We start from the raw sequence: 17880 nt of genomic DNA on the forward strand, positions 1-17880 counted from the left end.
AATGCTATCGCGGGCAAGCTTTGCTCCCAGGTGAACACCGTACCTGTGGGAGCAAGGCTTGCCCGCGATAGCAATTTCCCCTTCACTTGGATGTGTCTGACACCCCCATTTCGATGAGCTGGCGCAAAAGCTGCATCCAATGGCCATTCGCCGGTTTTCCGTCACCGGTTTTTGGAGGGTAGGATGCGTAGCCTGGTTTTGCTGCTGGCCGTTTTGGCGCTCGGTGGCTGCATGAATGTCAGCGACATGGGGGAGGGCGTTCGCTATCACATGAGCGACGCCGGTTTGCTGGACCACAGCGACAGCCGGCGTGTGAATAACCTGCGCATCCAGCCGGATTCGTTCATCTACATTGCCCAGGGTGCCTTCGCGCCTCCCGGCAGTGCCTACCCACGGCCCAATGTCGTCGCTGAAGAGGCCTTCAACGGTTTCATCGAGTATTTCCCCATGGTGCGTCGTGCCCGGGTTCCTGAGGGCCTGGACCAAGCCATGGGCGAAGCCCGAGCCGCCGGTGCTCACTACTTGCTGTATACGCGGTTCGCCAAGGCCGACAACCGTATCGGCAACACCGACGAATGGCTGGATGAAGAGGCCGTGGACCGTTTGGGTGTCGACACCAGCGTCATTCAAATCATGTTGATCGAGACCAGTACCCAGTATTTGATTGATACTGCACGCATCAAGAGTCGTGGCGGTTTACTGACGTTGCACGACAAACAGCCAGAAGACCTGATCGCTCCCCCTTTGCGCGAGTATGCCCGCAGCCTGTTGGGAGTGAGCGACCAGTAACATTCAAGGAGTCACCATGAGCGGACCGCAAAAAGCCAATGACCTGCTGGGGCAGATCCCCAAGACCAAAGGTTTGCCGCCAGTCCACTTGTGGAATCCTGACTTCTGCGGCGATATCGACATGCGCATCGCCCGTGATGGCACCTGGTATTACCTGGGTACGCCAATCGGGCGCAAGCCAATGGTCAAGCTGTTCTCCACTATCATCCGCCGCGACGGCGATGATTACTTCCTGATCACTCCTGTGGAAAAAGTTGGCATCAAGGTCGACGATGCACCGTTTGTGGCGGTGACCCTGGAGGTTGAAGGGCAGGGTGAGCAGCAGCGACTGCGCTTCACCACCAACGTAGAGGAAACCACTGAGGCCGGCGGCGAACATCCGATGCGGGTGGTGATCGATCCGCAAACCCAGGAACCCGCGCCCTACGTGCACGTACGCAGCAACCTCGAAGCGCTGATCCATCGCAATGTGTTCTACCAGTTGGTGGAGCTGGCGGTCAGTCGCGAGATCGACGGGCAGAGGTGGTTGGGGGTATGGAGTGGTGGGGTATTTTTCCCGATAGGCCTGGAACCCTGATCCCTGTGGGGCGAGCCTGCTCGCAGCATGGCCGACTTGTCTTAACTGATCCACCGCTATCGCGAGCAGGCTCGCTCCCACCCGGGTGAAGCCGTAAAATTCAAATTGACACCCAATCATATGATGATTAGTTTGGGCCTCTATAGAAAGTGGCCCCGGGGTGTTCATGTCCAGCAGTTTTCACGCATCGACCGTCGATTGGCTGGGGGGCTGGATAGCTGCCGGTCAGGTCAAGCCTGGGCAGACCATCAAGGTTGAGGCCGACCTCGGCCAGCAACTGGGCGTCAGCCGCACGGTGATCCGCGAAGCGATCAAGACCCTGGTGGCCAAAGGCATGCTTGAAGTCGGCCCGAAAGTCGGGACACGGGTGCTGCCGGTGCGTCGCTGGAATCTGTTTGACCCGCAGGTGGTCGGTTGGCTGTCGCGCAGCGGGCTGCCGGAAAATTTTGTCGATGACCTGCTGGACCTGCGGCGTACCATCGAACCGATGGCGGTGCGCTGGGCGTGTGAGCGAGCGACGGCTGATCAGGTGCAGGCGATCCGCCTGGCCTACCATGCCCTGGAGCGGGCGGTGGACAGCGGGGCCGATTACAACCGTGCCGACCAGTTCTTCCATGAGTGCATCCTCGCTGCCAGCCACAATCAATTTATTGAGCAAATGGTCCCGGCCCTGGGCGCGCTGCTGGCGGTGTCGTTCGAGGTGTCCGCCGCCGACCCGGATGAGCTGCGCCGCACGTTGCCGATCCACAAGGATATTGCCGAAGCCATCGCTGCCCGTGACGCGGCGCGGGGCGTCTGGGCCTGCATGACCTTGATCGATAACGCTGACCTGGCGATCAAGCGTTTTTACCCTAACGTCATGGCCGGGCGGACAGAGATCGCCGGGCAAGCGGGAAACAGGAGTGTTCAATGATGTGGACGGCTGTGACGGAACACCGGGCGATATTGGGGGAGGGCCCCTTCTGGGACGAGCCGACCCAAGCACTGTATTGGGTCGACATTGCCGGTAAACAGGCGCTGCGGCTGATCGGCGCGAATGTGCAAATCTGGCAGATGCCCGAGCATGTGTCCGCTTTCATTCCGACACAAAGCGGCGACGCCTTGGTGACCCTGAGCAGCGGTGTCTATCGACTGGATCTGGATTCGCCGGGACTGGAACCGAGCCTGAAATTGCTGTGCATGGCCGATCCCCGGCCAGGGAATCGCGCCAACGAGGCCCGTTGCGATGCCCTGGGCCAGCTCTGGCTCGGCACCATGCAGAACAACATCGGCGAAAACGCAGAAGACCTGCCCATTGAAGGACGATTCGGGGGCCTGTTTCGCATTGGCGCCGATGGCCGGGTCATGCCGCTTCTGCGCGATCGGGGCATTCCCAACACGCTGTTATGGAGTCCTGACGGCACTACGGTGTATTTCGGCGAAAGTCTCGACGGCACGCTTTACCGACATTTCATTTATCCCGACGGCAGCCTGGCCCCCGCCGAGGTCTGGTTTGGCCCTCACCCGCGTGGCGGCCCCGACGGCTCGGCAATGGATGCCAGGGGCTATGTCTGGAATGCTCGCTGGGACGGTAGCTGCCTGCTGCGACTGGACCCGCAAGGTCAGGTTGATCGGGTGATCGAGCTGCCCGTCAGTCGTCCCACCAGCTGTGTGTTTGGTGGTGAGGACCTCAAGACACTGTACATCACCAGTGCGGCGAGCCCACTTAACCATCCACTCGACGGCGCGGTGTTGTCGATGCGAGTCGATGTACCCGGTGTGGCTTGTACGCGGTTTGCGGGTTAGATCCCAAAATATGGGATGTAAATATATATATTGAGATTATTTGGCGAGCGGGTTTATAGTCGGTCCCATCAGCGACACGCACTCACACTAAAAAAACAAGACAGGTGAAGTGATGCAACGATCTTCCTCCGTACCGCCCGACGGCGTACGCGATTCCAAAAGCCTTTCGACCGGTCATCTCTGGATGTCCGGTTTTTGTCGTGCTTGCGGACAGGAGTCTTGAGTCATGGCCCACACCCTGTCCTTGTTACCGATGCCCGAACCCCCGAAAGGCGAACGCCTGAAAAACAAAGTTGTGCTGCTGACCGGGGCTGCCCAAGGCATTGGCGAGGCGATCGTCGCCGCGTTCGCCTCGCAGCAGGCACGCTTGGTCATCAGTGATATCCAGGCCGAGAAGGTTGAGACAGTCGCAGCCCTCTGGCGTGAACGCGGGGCGGATGTGCAGGCACTCAAAGCCGATATATCCAACCAGCAGGACCTGCATGCCATGGCCCGTCGTGCCGTCGAACTGCACGGTCGCATCGACGTTCTGGTGAACTGCGCGGGCGTGAACGTATTTCGTGACCCGCTGGAAATGACCGAGCAAGATTGGCGGCGTTGTTTCGCCATCGACCTGGATGGTGCCTGGTACGGCTGCAAGGCTGTGTTGCCGCAGATGCTTGAGCAGGGCGGGGGCAGCATCATCAATATCGCCTCGACTCATTCATCCCACATCATTCCCGGCTGTTTCCCTTACCCGGTGGCCAAGCACGGACTGCTCGGCCTGACCCGCGCATTGGGTATCGAATACGCGCCCAAAGGTGTGCGGGTGAATGCCATTGCGCCGGGTTACATCGAAACCCAATTGAATATCGACTACTGGAACGGCTTCGCCGATCCACATGCCGAACGCCAGCGTGCGCTGGATCTGCACCCGCCACGCCGAATCGGCCAGCCGATCGAAGTGGCAATGACGGCGGTGTTCCTGGCCAGCGATGAAGCACCTTTCATCAACGCCTCGTGCATCACCATCGATGGTGGACGTTCGGTCATGTACCACGACTGAATATTTCGGGATTTCAGTCGGAAACTTCGCCTGTAATCCAATCATCATACGATATGACTATTTGGACCTATGCTGTACAGCAACATGTTTGACCGCCCAGCCTGCGCATTTCCACTGATGTTGGAGCAGGGCCCTGGACGTTTTGGCTTTCAATAAAAAAAACAAGGAGACAGCTATGAATCATCGTCGTGGGATCCGTTCCCTGTGCCGTGCCGCCCTGGCGGTTACTGCCGTCAGCCTCAGCAGCACCTTGCTGGCGGCCGAAGAAGTGAAGATCGGTTTTCTGGTCAAGCAGGCCGAAGAACCCTGGTTCCAGACCGAATGGGCGTTCGCCGAAAAGGCTGGTAAGGACCGGGGCTTCACGGTGATCAAGATCGCCGTGCCCGACGGCGAGAAGACCCTCTCGGCCATCGACAGCCTCGCCGCTAATGGCGCCAAGGGCTTCGTGATCTGCCCACCGGACGTGGCTCTCGGCCCGGCCATCGTGGCCAAGGCCAAACTCAATGACATGAAAGTGATTGCTGTGGATGACCGTTTCGTCGGCTCCGATGGCAAGTTCATGGAAGACGTGCCGTACCTGGGCATGGCCGCGTTCGAAGTGGGCCAGAAGCAAGGCGACGCGATGGCCGCTGAGGCGAAAAAGCGCGGTTGGGACTGGAAAGACACCTATGCCGTGATCAACACCTACAACGAGCTGGATACGGGCAAGAAACGTACCGACGGTTCGGTCGACGCCCTGAAGAAGGCCGGCTTTCCAGACGATCACATCCTTTATACCGCGCTGAAAACCCTCGACGTGCCGGGCAGCATGGACGCCACCAACTCGGCCCTGGTGAAACTGCCCAGCGGGGCGAAAAACCTGATCATCGGCGGCATGAACGACAACACAGTGCTGGGCGGCGTGCGCGCCACCGAAAGCGCCGGGTTCAACGCGGCCAATGTGATCGGGATCGGCATCAACGGCACCGACGCCATCGGCGAACTGAAAAAACCCAACAGCGGTTTCTTCGGTTCGATGCTGCCAAGCCCGCACATCGAAGGCTACAAGACCGCCGAAATGATGTACGAGTGGATCACCACCGGCAAAGAGCCACCGAAGTACACCGCCATGGACGAGGTGACGCTGATCACTCGGGAGAACTTCAAGCAAGAACTGGAGAAGATCGGCCTGTGGAACTGATGGTCGGTTGATTCAAAAGCGGCCCTGGCCTGACGAGTGCCGGGGTCGCTTGATCTCTGTGAGTTCGAGGTGGTTATGCAAGCGCAAACAGCGACACAGCAACACAACATGGGCGGCAGCTTGCGGTTCAACGGGATTGGTAAATCCTTTCCCGGCGTGCAGGCGCTGGCCAATATCAGTTTCGTTGCTCATCCGGGACAGGTCCATGCTTTGATGGGCGAGAACGGCGCGGGCAAGTCCACGTTGCTGAAGATCCTCGGCGGTGCCTACATCCCCAGCAGCGGCGACCTGCAGATCGGCGAGCAGACGATGGCTTTCAAAGGTACCGCCGACAGCATTGCCAGCGGCGTGGCGGTGATCCACCAGGAGCTGCACCTGGTGCCGGAAATGACCGTTGCCGAAAATCTGTTCCTGGGGCATTTGCCGGCCCGTTTCGGCCTGGTCAATCGTGGGCAATTGCGCCAGCAGGCGTTGGCGTTGCTCAAAGGCCTGGCCGACGAAATCGACCCCCAGGAAAAAGTCGGTCGCCTGTCCCTCGGCCAGCGCCAACTGGTGGAAATCGCCAAGGCCTTGTCCCGTGGCGCCCATGTCATTGCCTTCGATGAACCCACCAGCAGCCTCTCGGCGCGGGAAATCGACCGCCTGATGGCGATCATCACCCGCCTGCGGGACGAGGGCAAAGTGGTGCTGTATGTCAGCCACCGCATGGAAGAGGTGTTCCGCATCTGTAACGCGGTCACGGTGTTCAAGGACGGCCGTTATGTGCATACCTTCGAGAACATGAGCGAGCTGACCCACGATCAGTTGGTCACCTGCATGGTCGGTCGCGACATCCAGGACATCTACGATTACCGTCCCCGCGAGCGCGGCGATGTGGCGTTGCAGGTCGAGGGGCTGCTCGGCCCGGGCCTGCGTGAGCCGGTGAGTTTCCAGGTGCATAAAGGTGAAATCCTCGGCTTGTTTGGGCTGGTGGGTGCCGGCCGTACCGAGTTGCTGCGGTTGCTCAGTGGGCTGGAACGCCAAACTGACGGGCGGCTGGTTCTGCATGACCAGCAGTTGAAACTGCGTTCACCCCGGGATGCCATTGCCGCGGGCGTGTTGCTCTGCCCGGAGGATCGCAAGAAGGAAGGCATCATCCCGTTGGGCAGCGTGGGCGAGAACATCAACATCAGCGCTCGCGGCGCCCATTCCTCCCTGGGGTGTCTGTTGCGGGGCGACTGGGAACGGGGTAACGCCGACAAGCAGATCAAGGCGCTGAAAGTGAAGACGCCATCGGCGGGTCAGAAAATCATGTACCTGTCTGGCGGCAATCAGCAGAAAGCGATTCTTGGTCGCTGGCTGTCGATGCCGATGAAAGTCTTGTTGCTGGACGAGCCCACGCGCGGTATCGACATCGGCGCCAAGGCCGAGATTTATCAGATCATCCACAACCTGGCGGCCGATGGCATTGCGGTGATTGTGGTGTCCAGCGATCTGATGGAAGTGATGGGCATATCCGACCGAATCCTGGTGCTCTGCGAAGGGGTTATGCGCGGCGAGCTGCCGCGTGACCAGGCCAACGAATCCAACCTGCTGCAACTGGCGCTGCCACGCCAACGCGTTGCCGACGCGGCGAACTGAGAGGTAAACATGACCATTCAAAACAATGCACTGCCAACGGCACGCAAACCCCTGGATCTGCGGCGCTTCCTGGACGACTGGGTCATGCTGCTGGCGGCTGTCGCAATCTTTGTGCTCTGCACCCTGATGATCGACAACTTCCTGTCACCCCTGAACATGCGAGGCCTGGGCCTGGCGATTTCCACCACGGGCATCGCGGCCTGCACCATGTTGTATTGCCTGGCTTCCGGGCACTTCGACTTGTCGGTGGGCTCGGTGATTGCCTGTGCCGGTGTGGTCGCGGCGGTGGTGATGCGTGACACCAACAGCGTGTTCCTCGGCGTCAGCGCAGCGCTGGTGATGGGGCTGATCGTCGGGCTGATCAATGGCATCGTCATTGCCAAGCTACGGGTCAATGCGTTGATCACGACGCTGGCGACCATGCAGATCGTCCGGGGCCTGGCCTACATCTTTGCCAATGGCAAGGCGGTGGGCGTGTCCCAGGAATCGTTCTTCGTGTTCGGTAACGGCCAGATGTTCGGCGTGCCGGTGCCGATCCTGATCACCATTGTCTGCTTTCTGTTTTTCGGCTGGTTGTTGAACTACACCACCTACGGGCGCAACACCATGGCCATTGGTGGCAACCAGGAGGCGGCGTTGTTGGCAGGGGTGAACGTTGATCGGACCAAGATCATCATCTTCGCCGTGCATGGTGTGATCGGTGCCTTGGCGGGTGTGATCCTGGCCTCACGCATGACCTCGGGCCAACCGATGATCGGCCAGGGCTTTGAACTGACCGTGATCTCGGCTTGCGTGTTGGGCGGGGTGTCGTTGAGCGGCGGTATCGGCATGATTCGCCATGTCATCGCCGGGGTGCTGATTCTGGCGATTATTGAAAACGCGATGAACCTGAAGAACATCGACACCTTCTACCAGTACGTCATCCGTGGCTCGATCCTGTTGCTGGCGGTGGTGATCGATCGAATGAAACAACGCTGAAATCTGCCCCGACCGGGCTGGACCCAATCGCGAGCAGGCTCGCTCCCACAGGATCTGTGCCGGATTCCGAACCCGAGCACGGCGCAGATCCCCCTGTGGGAGGTTCCGAACTCCGGCACAGCGCAGAACCCTGTGGGAGCGAGCCCGCTCGCGATGGCGTCATTCCTGACGCCCGCGATCAACCGACCTTGCGCAGCGCTTCAACCAATTCCTGCTTACGCATTTTCGAACGTCCGGGAATGTTCTTCGCCCGGGCCTCTTTCATCAGGTTATCCACAGTCTGGGTCGCGCGGGAGGCCTTGCTGGTGCGCGGCTGACCTTCGCGGGTCTTGGCTGCGCGACGGGCCGATTCCTTGCGGTCGGTTTTCTTTTCTGCTGCCGGTTTTGTCTTCCCCGACCCACCGGAGCGTTCGCCACCGCCAGACTGCTTGTTGACCGTCGCCCAAGCACGAGCCTCGGCCTTGTCCTCGGATAACCCCTTTTTCTCGTAACTTGCTTCAATGTGTTCGGCTTTGCGCTTTTGCTCGGCTGTGTACTTTTCTTTGCTTCCACGAGGCATGGGAATCTCTCCTCAAGTGTGTGAGCAGAGCCACCCGCCAGGAGCGCGTCGCTCGCTCCCTGGGGGGTTACTGGCTGGCGCCGCCCTCGGAACCCGACCCGCCGGTGGTGGTTTTCGAGCCCGTGCCGGTTTCGGCGTTATCGGGGGTATTGGAGTCCGGCGTATTCATGCCGCCCTGACGACCCGCATCATTGCCCTGCACCCGCGGATCGGTGCCGTTGGCGGGAGGCTGACCATTGTTCAGGCCGCCACCGGTGCCATCGGTGTTCAGCTTGGGCATGCCTTCGGTTGCGGGGGAATTGGGCGCCTGTACCGGATCGGTCGGACCGGTGCCGTCGGTGGTGGCTGCGAAAGCCGCCGAAGACAGCAGCGTGGCGAATGTGAATGCAGTCAGCCTTGATGAGATCATGGTGTCGCCTCCATTTTTTAGAATGCTTGCCTGATTTTGGGCTGTCCTGAATCCGGGTTGGTGCCTGACAGGCGACGAATGGTGCCGTAGGGACCGTCACTCAAAATTTGTCTTCGAGGTGTGACGAGCGCAGCGTGGCGGCTTAGTATGGCGCTTTCAATTGGCTACAAGGCCCGTTCATGTCGATCCAGATTCGTCCTGCGCAACCCAGCGATGCGCCTCAAATCCTTGCCTTCATCACTGAACTTGCCGATTACGAAAAGGCCCGCCACGAAGTCATCGCCAGCGTGACGGACATTCAGCGCAGCCTGTTCAGCGAGGGCTCCACTGCCCATGGACTGATCTGTCTGCGTGATGGCGTGCCCATCGGTTATGCGGTGTTTTTCTTCAGTTATTCCACGTGGCTGGGCAGCAACTGCCTGTACCTCGAAGACCTGTACATCACGCCTGACCAGCGCGGCGGCGGGGCAGGGAAGACGCTGCTGCGTCACCTGGCGAAAATTGCCTGCGACAACGACTGCGGTCGCTTCGAGTGGAGCGTGCTGGACTGGAACACGCCGGCGATCGAGTTCTACAAGTCCCTCGGCGCGCAACCCCAGGAAGAGTGGGTGCGCTACCGGATGGACGGCAAGGTGCTACGGGATTTCGCTAACGGCAATTGAGCACTTCATGAGTGGGCGTCGGATGCCCACTCGGCAAACCCCGGTCGTGGTTCGAGTCGTTTGCAATATGCGGCCACGGCCGGGTAGTCCGGGCGTTCCATGGGCGTCTGGCGCCAGCGATGCACCGACAGACCGATGAGCACATCCGCGAGGGAAAAATCCGCACCGGCCACGTAGGCGCCAGTGCGGCTCAACTGATCCTCCAGCAACCCCATCTTTTCGTTCCAGCCTTTGACCCCGGCGGCGATGCGTTGTGGGTCCTGAAACTCCGGGTTCTTGCGCACCAATGCATGAAACGCATAGCCCCATGACGGGTTGAGTTCGGTCGCTTGCCAGTCCATCCACTGTTCGATTCGGGCGCGCGCGGCCGGTTCGACGGGCAGTAGATCGTTGCCTCCATACTTGCCTACAAGGTAGCGACAAATGGTGTTGGACTCCCACAGCACACCGTTTTCATCAATGATCACCGGCACTTGGGCGTTGGGGTTGAGCGCCAGGAACTCCGGATCTTGGGTGGAGGCAAAGCCGATGCCCCAGTCTTCGCGCTCGTAGGCGATCTCCAGCTCCTGACAGGTCCACAACACTTTTCTGACGTTGATCGAAGAAGTGCGGCCGAGGATTTTCAACTGTTGTCCCATCCCTTTTTCCCTGAGTTGTTTGGCGTCCGATCAGAAACGTAGCAGGGTCTTGGGCGAATGGCGATTGGCTTTGTCGTCGATGTATTTAATCCCAATATATGGGAGTGATATTTATATATTGAGATTTTGTTGCACCCAGGTTTATAGTCCGTGCACTCACTGCCAAAAAACAAAACAGGTGAAACGGATGCAGGCGCAATTGATTGCGCTCGATTGGGGGACCACCTCATTACGGGCTTACAAACTCGCCGCCGGGGGCGAGGTGCTCGAACAGCGTTCGCTGGCGTCGGGGATCATGCAGTTGCCCTCCGGGCCGCGAACGGTGGCCGGTCAGGTGTGCATCGACGGTTTTGAACTGGCCTTCGACGAGGCGTGCGGCGATTGGCTCGACGCCCAGCCAGGCCTGCCCGTGATCGCCTGCGGCATGGTCGGCAGCGCCCAGGGCTGGCGCGAAGCGCCTTACTGCGACACACCCGCCAACGTCGCCAATCTCGGACATTCCCTACAAATCATTCGTAGTCTTCGCGGTGTCGATGTGCACATCGTGCCGGGGGTGATCCAGCGTTCGCGGTTACCCAATGTCATGCGCGGCGAAGAAACCCAAGTGCTTGGCGCCTTGCACAGCCTGCCGGATGAAGCGGTACTGATCGGCTTGCCCGGCAGTCATTCGAAATGGGTGGAAGTGGCCGATGGCTGCATCGTGCATTTCGATACGTTCATGACCGGCGAGATCTTCGCCGTGCTCAGTGACCACAGCATTCTGGGCCGCACCCAGCAACGTGGCACGGCGTTCGATAGCCTGGCTTTTGATCGCGGCGTGCAGGTGGCGTTGTCGGTGGACGGCCAGATCGGCCCGTTGTCCACCGTGTTCAGTGCCCGCAGTCTGGGCTTGACTGGCGAACTCAGTGCCAGCGCCCAGGCGGATTACCTTTCCGGCCTCCTGATCGGTCATGAGCTGACAGCCCTGGCCTCCGTGCAACGCCAACGGCGCGACAGCCGCCATCTGCCGACGGTGGTGCTGATCGGCAATTCTCAACTCTGTGCCCGTTATCAACGGGCCCTCGACGCCTGCGGTTTTGCCCGGGTGACCCTGGCCGAACAGGCCACCGAACGTGGTTTGTGGCAACTGGCTGTGGCGGCCGGGCTGCTCGCTTCCACCGCCCCCTGAACCTGACTGGAGGTCTGACATGCTCACACAAGCACTGGCGCACAACGGGCTGATCGCAATTTTGCGCGGTCTGCGGCCGGAAGAGGCCGCCGCTATCGGCGAAGTCCTTTATGGCGCCGGATTTCGCGTCATCGAAGTACCGCTCAATTCCCCCGAACCGTACGAAAGTATCCGCATCCTGCGCAGTACCTTACCCGCCGATTGCCTGATCGGGGCCGGCACGGTGCTCACGCCGGAACAGGTCGAGCAAGTGAAAGCCGCCGGCGGTCAAGTCATCGTTATGCCCCATAGCGATCCTAAGGTGTTGCGGGCGGCGAAAGCGGCAGGGCTGTACTTGTCGCCCGGTGTTGCCACGCCCACCGAAGCCTTTGCCGCACTGGCCGAAGGTGCCCATGTGTTGAAGATGTTTCCGGTCGAGCAAATGGGCCCGGCGGTGGTCAAGGCCTGGCTCGCGGTATTGCCGGCCGGAACCGTGCTGGTGCCGGTGGGCGGGATCACGCCGGACAACATGGCGGTGTTCGTCGAAGCCGGCGTCAAGGGCTTCGGCCTCGGTTCTGGGCTGTTCAAGCCGGGCCTGACAGCGGACGAAGTGGCGGTGCGCGCCAAGGCCTACGTGGCCGCGTGGAATGCCTTGAACTGAAGACTTTTCCAGCGCCCCGCGCGCTGCATCTGATAAGAGAGACAACAAGATGAAAATCACCAAACTGACCACGTTTATCGTTCCGCCGCGCTGGTGCTTCCTCAAGGTCGAAACCGACGAAGGCGTCACTGGTTGGGGCGAACCCGTGGTTGAAGGCCGCGCCCACACGGTGGCGGCCGCCGTTGAGGAATTGTCCGACTACCTGATCGGCAAAGACCCACGCAATATCGAAGACATCTGGACCGTGCTGTATCGCGGCGGCTTCTACCGCGGCGGCGCGATTCATATGAGCGCCCTGGCCGGTATCGACCAGGCGTTGTGGGACATCAAGGGCAAGGCCCTGGGCGTGTCAGTCAGCGATTTGCTTGGCGGGCAGGTACGCGACAAGATCCGCGTGTATTCGTGGATCGGCGGGGACCGTCCGGCGGACACCGCCCGAGCGGCGAAAGAAGCTGTGGCGCGGGGTTTCACGGCGGTGAAGATGAACGGCACCGAAGAGCTGCAGTTTCTCGACACCTTCGAAAAAGTCGACCTGGCCCTGGCCAACGTCGCGGCGGTGCGCGACGCGGTGGGGCCGAACGTCGGCATTGGCGTGGACTTCCACGGCCGTGTGCACAAACCGATGGCCAAGGTGCTGATGAAGGAGCTCGACCCTTACAAGCTGATGTTCATCGAAGAGCCGGTGCTCAGCGAAAACTACGAAGCCCTCAAGGAACTGGCGCCGCTGACCAGCACCCCGATCGCCCTGGGCGAGCGGTTGTTCTCGCGTTGGGATTTCAAGCGTGTACTCAGCGAAGGCTACGTGGACATCATCCAACCGGATGCGTCCCACGCCGGCGGTATCACCGAAACCCGCAAGATCGCCAACATGGCCGAGGCCTACGACGTGGCGCTGGCGCTGCACTGCCCGCTGGGCCCCATCGCCCTGGCGGCGTGCCTGCAACTGGATGCGGTCTGCTACAACGCGTTCATCCAGGAGCAGAGCCTGGGCATCCATTACAACGAGAGCAACGACCTGCTGGATTACATCAAGGATCCGCGGGTGTTCGACTATGACAAGGGTTTCGTGAAAATCCCTAACGGTCCAGGCCTGGGCATCGAGATCAATGAGGAGTACGTCATCGAACGCGCCGCCATCGGCCACCGCTGGCGCAACCCGATCTGGCGCCATGCCGATGGCAGTTTTGCTGAGTGGTGAGTGGGTTCTGATTTCACCCGATCCCCTTGTGGGAGCGAGCCTGCTCGCGATGGCGATTTGTCCGCTGCACATGAGTCAACTGACACACCGTCATCGCGAGCAGGCTCGCTCCCACATTTGATCTCCCATGCTGGGAGATCCGCTCAACGTCCCCGATTCCTCAATAAACATAAAAAGAGGCACCTCACATGCAAGCGCACACCCTGAGCGCGCAAGCGTCGTTGGTGACGCCCAGCCGCAAGCGTTTTTTCATCATGGTCCTGCTGTTCATCACCGTGGTGATCAACTACCTGGACCGCAGCAACCTTTCGATCGCCGCCCCCGCGCTGACCAGTGAGCTGGGCATCGATCCGATCCACGTCGGGCTGATTTTCTCGGCGTTCGGCTGGACCTACGCCGCCATGCAGATCCCCGGCGGCTGGCTGGTGGATCGGGTGCCCCCGCGTATTCTGTATAGCGTTGCACTGTTGCTGTGGTCGGTGGCCACGGTGATGCTCGGTTTTGCCGCCAGCTTCATCGCGTTGTTCGTCCTGCGCATGGCGGTTGGCGCCCTGGAGGCACCGGCCTACCCGATCAATAGCCGCGTGGTGACCACCTGGTTTCCTGAGCGCGAACGGGCCACGGCCATTGGTTTCTACACCTCGGGGCAGTTCGTCGGGCTGGCCTTCCTGACGCCGGTATTAGCGTGGCTGCAACACGCCTTCGGTTGGCACATGGTATTTGTCGCCACGGGCGCGGTGGGCATCATCTGGGCGGTGATCTGGTACGCGGTGTATCGCGAACCGCGGGATTTCAAAGGGGTCAACGCCGCCGAGATCGAACTGATCCGCGAAGGCGGCGGGTTGGTGGATATCCAGGCCGATACAGCCAAGGCCAAGGCCAAGTTCAGTTGGGCGGACCTGGGGATCGTCCTGACCCAGCGCAAGCTGTGGGGCATTTACCTGGGCCAGTTCTGCCTGAATTCCACACTGTGGTTTTTTCTGACCTGGTTCCCGACCTACCTGGTGAAATATCGCGGCATGGACTTCATCAAGTCCGGCCTGCTGGCGTCGTTGCCGTTCCTCGCCGCGTTCGTCGGTGTGTTGTGTTCCGGGTTCTTCTCCGACTGGTTGATCCGTCGTGGTTCCACGGTGGGGTTCGCCCGCAAACTACCGATCATCGGCGGGCTGCTGATCTCTACGGCGATCATCGGCGCCAACTTCGTTGAGTCGACACCGTTGGTGATCGCTTTCCTGGCCCTGGCGTTCTTCGGCAATGGCCTGGCGTCGATCACCTGGTCGCTGGTCTCGACCCTGGCGCCCGCGCGGTTGCTTGGCTTGACGGGCGGGGTGTTCAATTTCATCGGTAACCTGGCGGCCATCGCCACGCCCATCGTCATCGGTTTCCTCGCCAGCGGCGATTCGTTTGCCCCGGCCATCACCTATATCGCCGTGCTGGCGTTGATTGGCGCGCTGTCCTACATCCTGCTGGTAGGGAAGGTCGAGCGCATCGAGTTGTAGTCCGACGGGGCGGGCGACCATAATGCCGCCCGTTCCCCGCTCACTGTTGAAGGCCGGATATGCAGCAAGACGATCCAAAAATCACCAAGGACGCGGCGCCCACAGGCACCCAGACGCTGCTGCGTGGTCTGGGTGTGGTCCAGGCGGTCGCCAGCGGCGCCCGTGACCTGAAGGAAATCGCCCGGTTGATCGGCACCACCCGTAGCACCACCCATCGCCTGGCCAGTTGCCTGGTGGATGAGCGTTACCTGCGGGTGGTGCCGCAAGTGGGGTATCTGTTGGGGCCGAAGCTGATCGAGCTGGGTTTTCAGGCCCGGGAAGAGTTGCCGCTGGTGAGCCTGGCGGGGCCGTACCTGGACGAGTTGTCGGCGCTCACCGGTGACACCGTTCACCTGGCGATTCGCGAGGGCGACGAGGTGTTGTACCTGCTGAAAAATCCAGGGCGCAATGGCCCGGAAATGCGCTCGCGCGTGGGCCATCGCATGCCGCTGGCGCGTACCGGGATCGGTAAGGCGCTGATGCTCGATGATTCTCAGGAACAATGGAAAAGGCTGTATGAAATCAGCTTGCCGGCGGGAGGGAAGAATCAGTTCTGGCCCCAGCATCAGGAGCAATCCTGGGAGCAGTTCCAGCAGCGGATGGTGGAGTATGTAGCGGGTGGTTATGCCTTCGATCTGGAAGACAACGAGCCGTCGATTCGTTGTGTGGCGGCGCCGATCCGCGACGCCGGCAAGCGCATCGTCGCCGGTATCAGCATCGCCAGCACCGTACCGTATATGCCGCTGGAAAAAATGGCCGAGCTGATTCCCCTGGTCAAAGGGGTCACAGCCCGGCTGTCGGCGGAACTAGGCGCGAAGGTCTGACGAACGTCAGGCTTTGAGCGTCGCCATGTCGATGACGAAGCGGTACTTCACGTCGCCTGCGATCATGCGGCTGTAGGCCTCGTTGATCTGGCGGATGTCGAGCATTTCAATGTCGCAGCTGATGTTGTGTTCGGCGCAGAAATCCAGCACTTCCTGGGTTTCGGCAACACCGCCGATCAGCGAGCCGGCCAGGACCCGACGGCCCATGATCAGTTTGGCCGCGTGTACCGGCGGATCGATCGGCTCGACCAGACCCACCAGGATATGCACGCCGTCGAAACGCAAGGTGTCGAGGTAGGGATTGAGGTCGTGCTGCACCGGAATGGTGTCCAGCAGGAAGTTGAAGCGCCCGGCGGCAGCAGCCATCTGCGCGGCGTCGGTGGACACGATCACGTGGTCCGCACCTTGGCGACGGGCTTCTTCAGCCTTGCTCGCCGAGCGGGTGAACAGCGTCACTTCCGCGCCCATGGCCTTGGCGAACTTGATGCCCATGTGGCCGAGGCCGCCCATGCCCAGCACGCCGACCTTGTCACCGGCTTTCACGCCATAGTGCTTGAGGGGCGAGTAGGTGGTGATGCCAGCGCAGAGAATCGGCGCGGCGCCGGCCGGGTCGAGGGTTTCCGGGATGCGCAGCACAAAGTGTTCGCTGACCACGATGCTGTTGGAGTACCCGCCCATGGTGTGGCCGCCGCTGATACGGTCCGGGCTGGCGTAGGTCTGCGTCATGCCTTGGTAGCAGTATTGTTCCAGGTCAGCGCGACAGGCTTCGCACTCGCGGCAGGAGTCGACCATGCAGCCAACGCCCACCAGGTCGCCAATCTTATAGCGGGTGACATTCGCACCAACGGCGGTGACTTTTCCGACGATCTCATGGCCGGGCATCAACGGGTAAACGGCAATGCCCCATTCATTGCGGGCCTGGTGGATGTCGGAATGGCATACGCCACAGTAGAGAATGTCGATCGCCACATCGTCGGCTCGCGGGCTGCGGCGTTCGAACTTCATTGGGGCGAGGGGAGTGGTGGCCGATTGGGCGGCATATCCGATAGCAGTGTACATAATGGACCTCGCTAAGCAGTGAACGGTGAGGTGGACCATTGTGGGAGTCATGTCGCTTCGCGGCGATGGCGATTCCTACGCGTGTCGTGCCTATTCCTCCGACATTGGCTATGGTTTGATCCTACGAAGCATTAGACCTGCGATGATGCTTTCATCCCTTTTTTCGTGAAGTTTTTCCCATGTTGTTGACCCGTCATCTTGATGCCAATGCCCCTTTGGTCTCGCTGATTGAACCCCTGGCGACCCGCGACGGATTCGTGCCCACGCAGTTGCCGGGCGTACAGGTGCTCAGGGCCAGCCAGGACGTTGCCCGTGGTCCACAGCTCTACGAGCCGAGTCTGGTGATCATTGTCCAGGGCAGCAAACTGGCGTTCCTGGGGCCACGCACACTGGAGTACGGTGCGGGGCATTATTTGATCCAGGCGCTGCCGGTGCCGTTCGAATGCGAAACCTACGCCATGCCCAATGCTCCGTTGCTGGGGGTTTCCGTGGCAATCGATCGGGCGATACTGGGGGAGCTGGTGCTGGCCATGGGACTGGTGCCGGGGCGCAGCCTTGCGCCGCAGACCCCGGAGTCGATGACGTGTGCGGTGCTCGATGACGCCATGCGTGGATGTGTCGAGCGCTTGTTGCACTGCCTGCACGATCCGTTGGAATGCCAGGTCATGGGGCAGGCGCGGCTGCGGGAGCTGCTGTTTGTCGCCTTGCGCGGGCCCCAGGCCGACGTACTGCGCGCGCTGGTGGAGCAGCAAGGACAGTTTGCCCGGATTGCCGCTGCCCTGAGCCATCTGCACGCGCATTTCACCGAGCCGTTGAATGTCGAGACGCTGGCCAGTTGCGCGAACATGAGTGCTTCGACCTTCCATGAACATTTCAAACGCAGCACGCTGTTGTCGCCGGTGCAGTACCTCAAACGACTGCGTCTGCTCAAGGCTCAGCGGTTGCTGCTGATCGAGGGCATGGGCGTGGCCCAGGTTGCGCATCAGGTGGGGTATCAGAGTTCGTCGCAGTTCAGCCGGGAGTACAAGCGTTACTTCGAGCGCAGTCCCGGGGAAGAGCGCGTCGCTTGATCACTCAGGATTCCTTGTGGGAGCGAGCCTGCTCGCGATAGCGCCTTGTCATTCAAGATGAATGTCGACTGACGCGCCGCTATCGCGAGCAGGCTCGCTCCCACATGGGTTCGGTGTGGTTGACAGAATCGCAGGCAACAA

The 17880-nt window shown here is 60.6% G+C and carries 19 protein-coding genes; 15 read left to right on the top strand and 4 right to left on the bottom strand.

What is annotated here, in order from left to right; all coding sequences use genetic code 11:
- Positions 1–183 precede the first annotated feature (183 nt).
- From PSEUDOMOFG3G_RS06705 to araH, 8 genes are all read left to right on the top strand, one after another.
- Positions 184–789 carry a DUF4823 domain-containing protein gene (locus tag PSEUDOMOFG3G_RS06705; RefSeq protein ID WP_047228207.1) on the top strand — a complete coding sequence of 202 codons (606 nt, stop codon included), beginning with the start codon at positions 184–186 and terminating at the stop codon, positions 787–789.
- Positions 790–805: 16 nt separating this feature from the next.
- Complete coding sequence (locus PSEUDOMOFG3G_RS06710; protein WP_047228208.1) at positions 806–1366, top strand: DUF1285 domain-containing protein; 561 nt, start codon at positions 806–808, stop codon at positions 1364–1366.
- 166 nt (positions 1367–1532) lie between these two features.
- The gene (locus PSEUDOMOFG3G_RS06715) at positions 1533–2279 is read left to right on the top strand and encodes a FadR/GntR family transcriptional regulator (RefSeq protein ID WP_047228209.1); all 747 of its coding nucleotides are present in this window, start codon (positions 1533–1535) and stop codon (positions 2277–2279) included.
- Positions 2276–3151, top strand: coding sequence for an SMP-30/gluconolactonase/LRE family protein (locus PSEUDOMOFG3G_RS06720; protein WP_139049465.1), 876 nt, complete (start codon positions 2276–2278; stop codon positions 3149–3151). Before PSEUDOMOFG3G_RS06715 ends, PSEUDOMOFG3G_RS06720 begins: the two co-directional genes overlap by 4 nt.
- 226 nt (positions 3152–3377) lie before the next feature.
- The gene (locus PSEUDOMOFG3G_RS06725) at positions 3378–4196 is read left to right on the top strand and encodes an SDR family oxidoreductase (RefSeq protein ID WP_139049466.1); all 819 of its coding nucleotides are present in this window, start codon (positions 3378–3380) and stop codon (positions 4194–4196) included.
- Positions 4197–4371: 175 nt separating this feature from the next.
- Positions 4372–5376 (top strand): substrate-binding domain-containing protein, encoded by a 1005-nt coding sequence (locus PSEUDOMOFG3G_RS06730; protein ID WP_047228212.1) that lies wholly within the window; start codon positions 4372–4374, stop codon positions 5374–5376.
- Between the two features lie 75 nt (positions 5377–5451).
- Complete coding sequence (gene araG, locus PSEUDOMOFG3G_RS06735) at positions 5452–6996, top strand: L-arabinose ABC transporter ATP-binding protein AraG (protein ID WP_139049467.1); 1545 nt, start codon at positions 5452–5454, stop codon at positions 6994–6996.
- A 9-nt stretch (positions 6997–7005) separates the two neighbouring features.
- Entirely contained in the window at positions 7006–7974 is a 969-nt protein-coding gene (araH, locus tag PSEUDOMOFG3G_RS06740) for an L-arabinose ABC transporter permease AraH (protein WP_076383836.1), read from the top strand.
- A 178-nt stretch (positions 7975–8152) separates the two neighbouring features.
- On the opposite strand, the gene PSEUDOMOFG3G_RS06745 is transcribed toward araH, so the two are convergent.
- A complete protein-coding gene (locus PSEUDOMOFG3G_RS06745) occupies positions 8153–8533 on the bottom strand; it encodes a Rho termination factor N-terminal domain-containing protein (RefSeq protein ID WP_076383837.1) in 381 nt (126 codons plus the stop codon).
- 67 nt (positions 8534–8600) lie between these two features.
- A complete protein-coding gene (locus PSEUDOMOFG3G_RS06750; protein WP_047228216.1) occupies positions 8601–8942 on the bottom strand; it encodes a hypothetical protein in 342 nt (113 codons plus the stop codon).
- A 179-nt stretch (positions 8943–9121) separates the two neighbouring features.
- Here PSEUDOMOFG3G_RS06750 and PSEUDOMOFG3G_RS06755 point away from each other — a divergent pair, with 179 nt between their 5' ends.
- Positions 9122–9604 (top strand): GNAT family N-acetyltransferase, encoded by a 483-nt coding sequence (locus PSEUDOMOFG3G_RS06755; RefSeq protein ID WP_047228217.1) that lies wholly within the window; start codon positions 9122–9124, stop codon positions 9602–9604.
- A gap of 5 nt (positions 9605–9609) precedes the next feature.
- On the opposite strand, the gene PSEUDOMOFG3G_RS06760 is transcribed toward PSEUDOMOFG3G_RS06755, so the two are convergent.
- Positions 9610–10242, bottom strand: coding sequence for a glutathione S-transferase family protein (locus PSEUDOMOFG3G_RS06760; protein ID WP_139049468.1), 633 nt, complete (start codon positions 10240–10242; stop codon positions 9610–9612).
- A 187-nt stretch (positions 10243–10429) separates the two neighbouring features.
- Here PSEUDOMOFG3G_RS06760 and PSEUDOMOFG3G_RS06765 point away from each other — a divergent pair, with 187 nt between their 5' ends.
- The 5 genes from PSEUDOMOFG3G_RS06765 (at position 10430) to PSEUDOMOFG3G_RS06785 (ending at position 15610) form a co-directional block, all read left to right on the top strand.
- Positions 10430–11410: a 2-dehydro-3-deoxygalactonokinase gene (locus PSEUDOMOFG3G_RS06765; RefSeq protein WP_139049469.1), complete on the top strand. Its 981-nt coding sequence runs from the start codon at positions 10430–10432 to the stop codon at positions 11408–11410.
- A gap of 19 nt (positions 11411–11429) precedes the next feature.
- Positions 11430–12050: a 2-dehydro-3-deoxy-6-phosphogalactonate aldolase gene (locus PSEUDOMOFG3G_RS06770; protein ID WP_139049470.1), complete on the top strand. Its 621-nt coding sequence runs from the start codon at positions 11430–11432 to the stop codon at positions 12048–12050.
- A 49-nt stretch (positions 12051–12099) separates the two neighbouring features.
- Positions 12100–13248 (top strand): galactonate dehydratase, encoded by a 1149-nt coding sequence (gene dgoD, locus PSEUDOMOFG3G_RS06775; RefSeq protein WP_047228221.1) that lies wholly within the window; start codon positions 12100–12102, stop codon positions 13246–13248.
- Positions 13249–13436: 188 nt separating this feature from the next.
- Positions 13437–14747 (top strand): MFS transporter, encoded by a 1311-nt coding sequence (locus PSEUDOMOFG3G_RS06780; RefSeq protein WP_047228222.1) that lies wholly within the window; start codon positions 13437–13439, stop codon positions 14745–14747.
- Between the two features lie 59 nt (positions 14748–14806).
- Positions 14807–15610 (top strand): IclR family transcriptional regulator, encoded by an 804-nt coding sequence (locus PSEUDOMOFG3G_RS06785; RefSeq protein WP_013693986.1) that lies wholly within the window; start codon positions 14807–14809, stop codon positions 15608–15610.
- Between the two features lie 6 nt (positions 15611–15616).
- Here the strand turns inward: PSEUDOMOFG3G_RS06785 and PSEUDOMOFG3G_RS06790 are convergent, their stop codons facing one another.
- A complete protein-coding gene (locus PSEUDOMOFG3G_RS06790; RefSeq protein WP_139049471.1) occupies positions 15617–16669 on the bottom strand; it encodes an NAD(P)-dependent alcohol dehydrogenase in 1053 nt (350 codons plus the stop codon).
- A gap of 179 nt (positions 16670–16848) precedes the next feature.
- Between PSEUDOMOFG3G_RS06790 and PSEUDOMOFG3G_RS06795 the strand changes: the two genes are divergently transcribed.
- On the top strand, positions 16849–17739 hold the full coding sequence (locus PSEUDOMOFG3G_RS06795) for an AraC family transcriptional regulator (protein WP_047228224.1): 891 nt from the start codon (positions 16849–16851) through the stop codon (positions 17737–17739).
- Positions 17740–17880 lie beyond the last annotated feature (141 nt).

The organism is Pseudomonas sp. FG-3G (assembly GCF_901007645.1).
Lineage (GTDB): Bacteria > Pseudomonadota > Gammaproteobacteria > Pseudomonadales > Pseudomonadaceae > Aquipseudomonas > Aquipseudomonas rhizophila.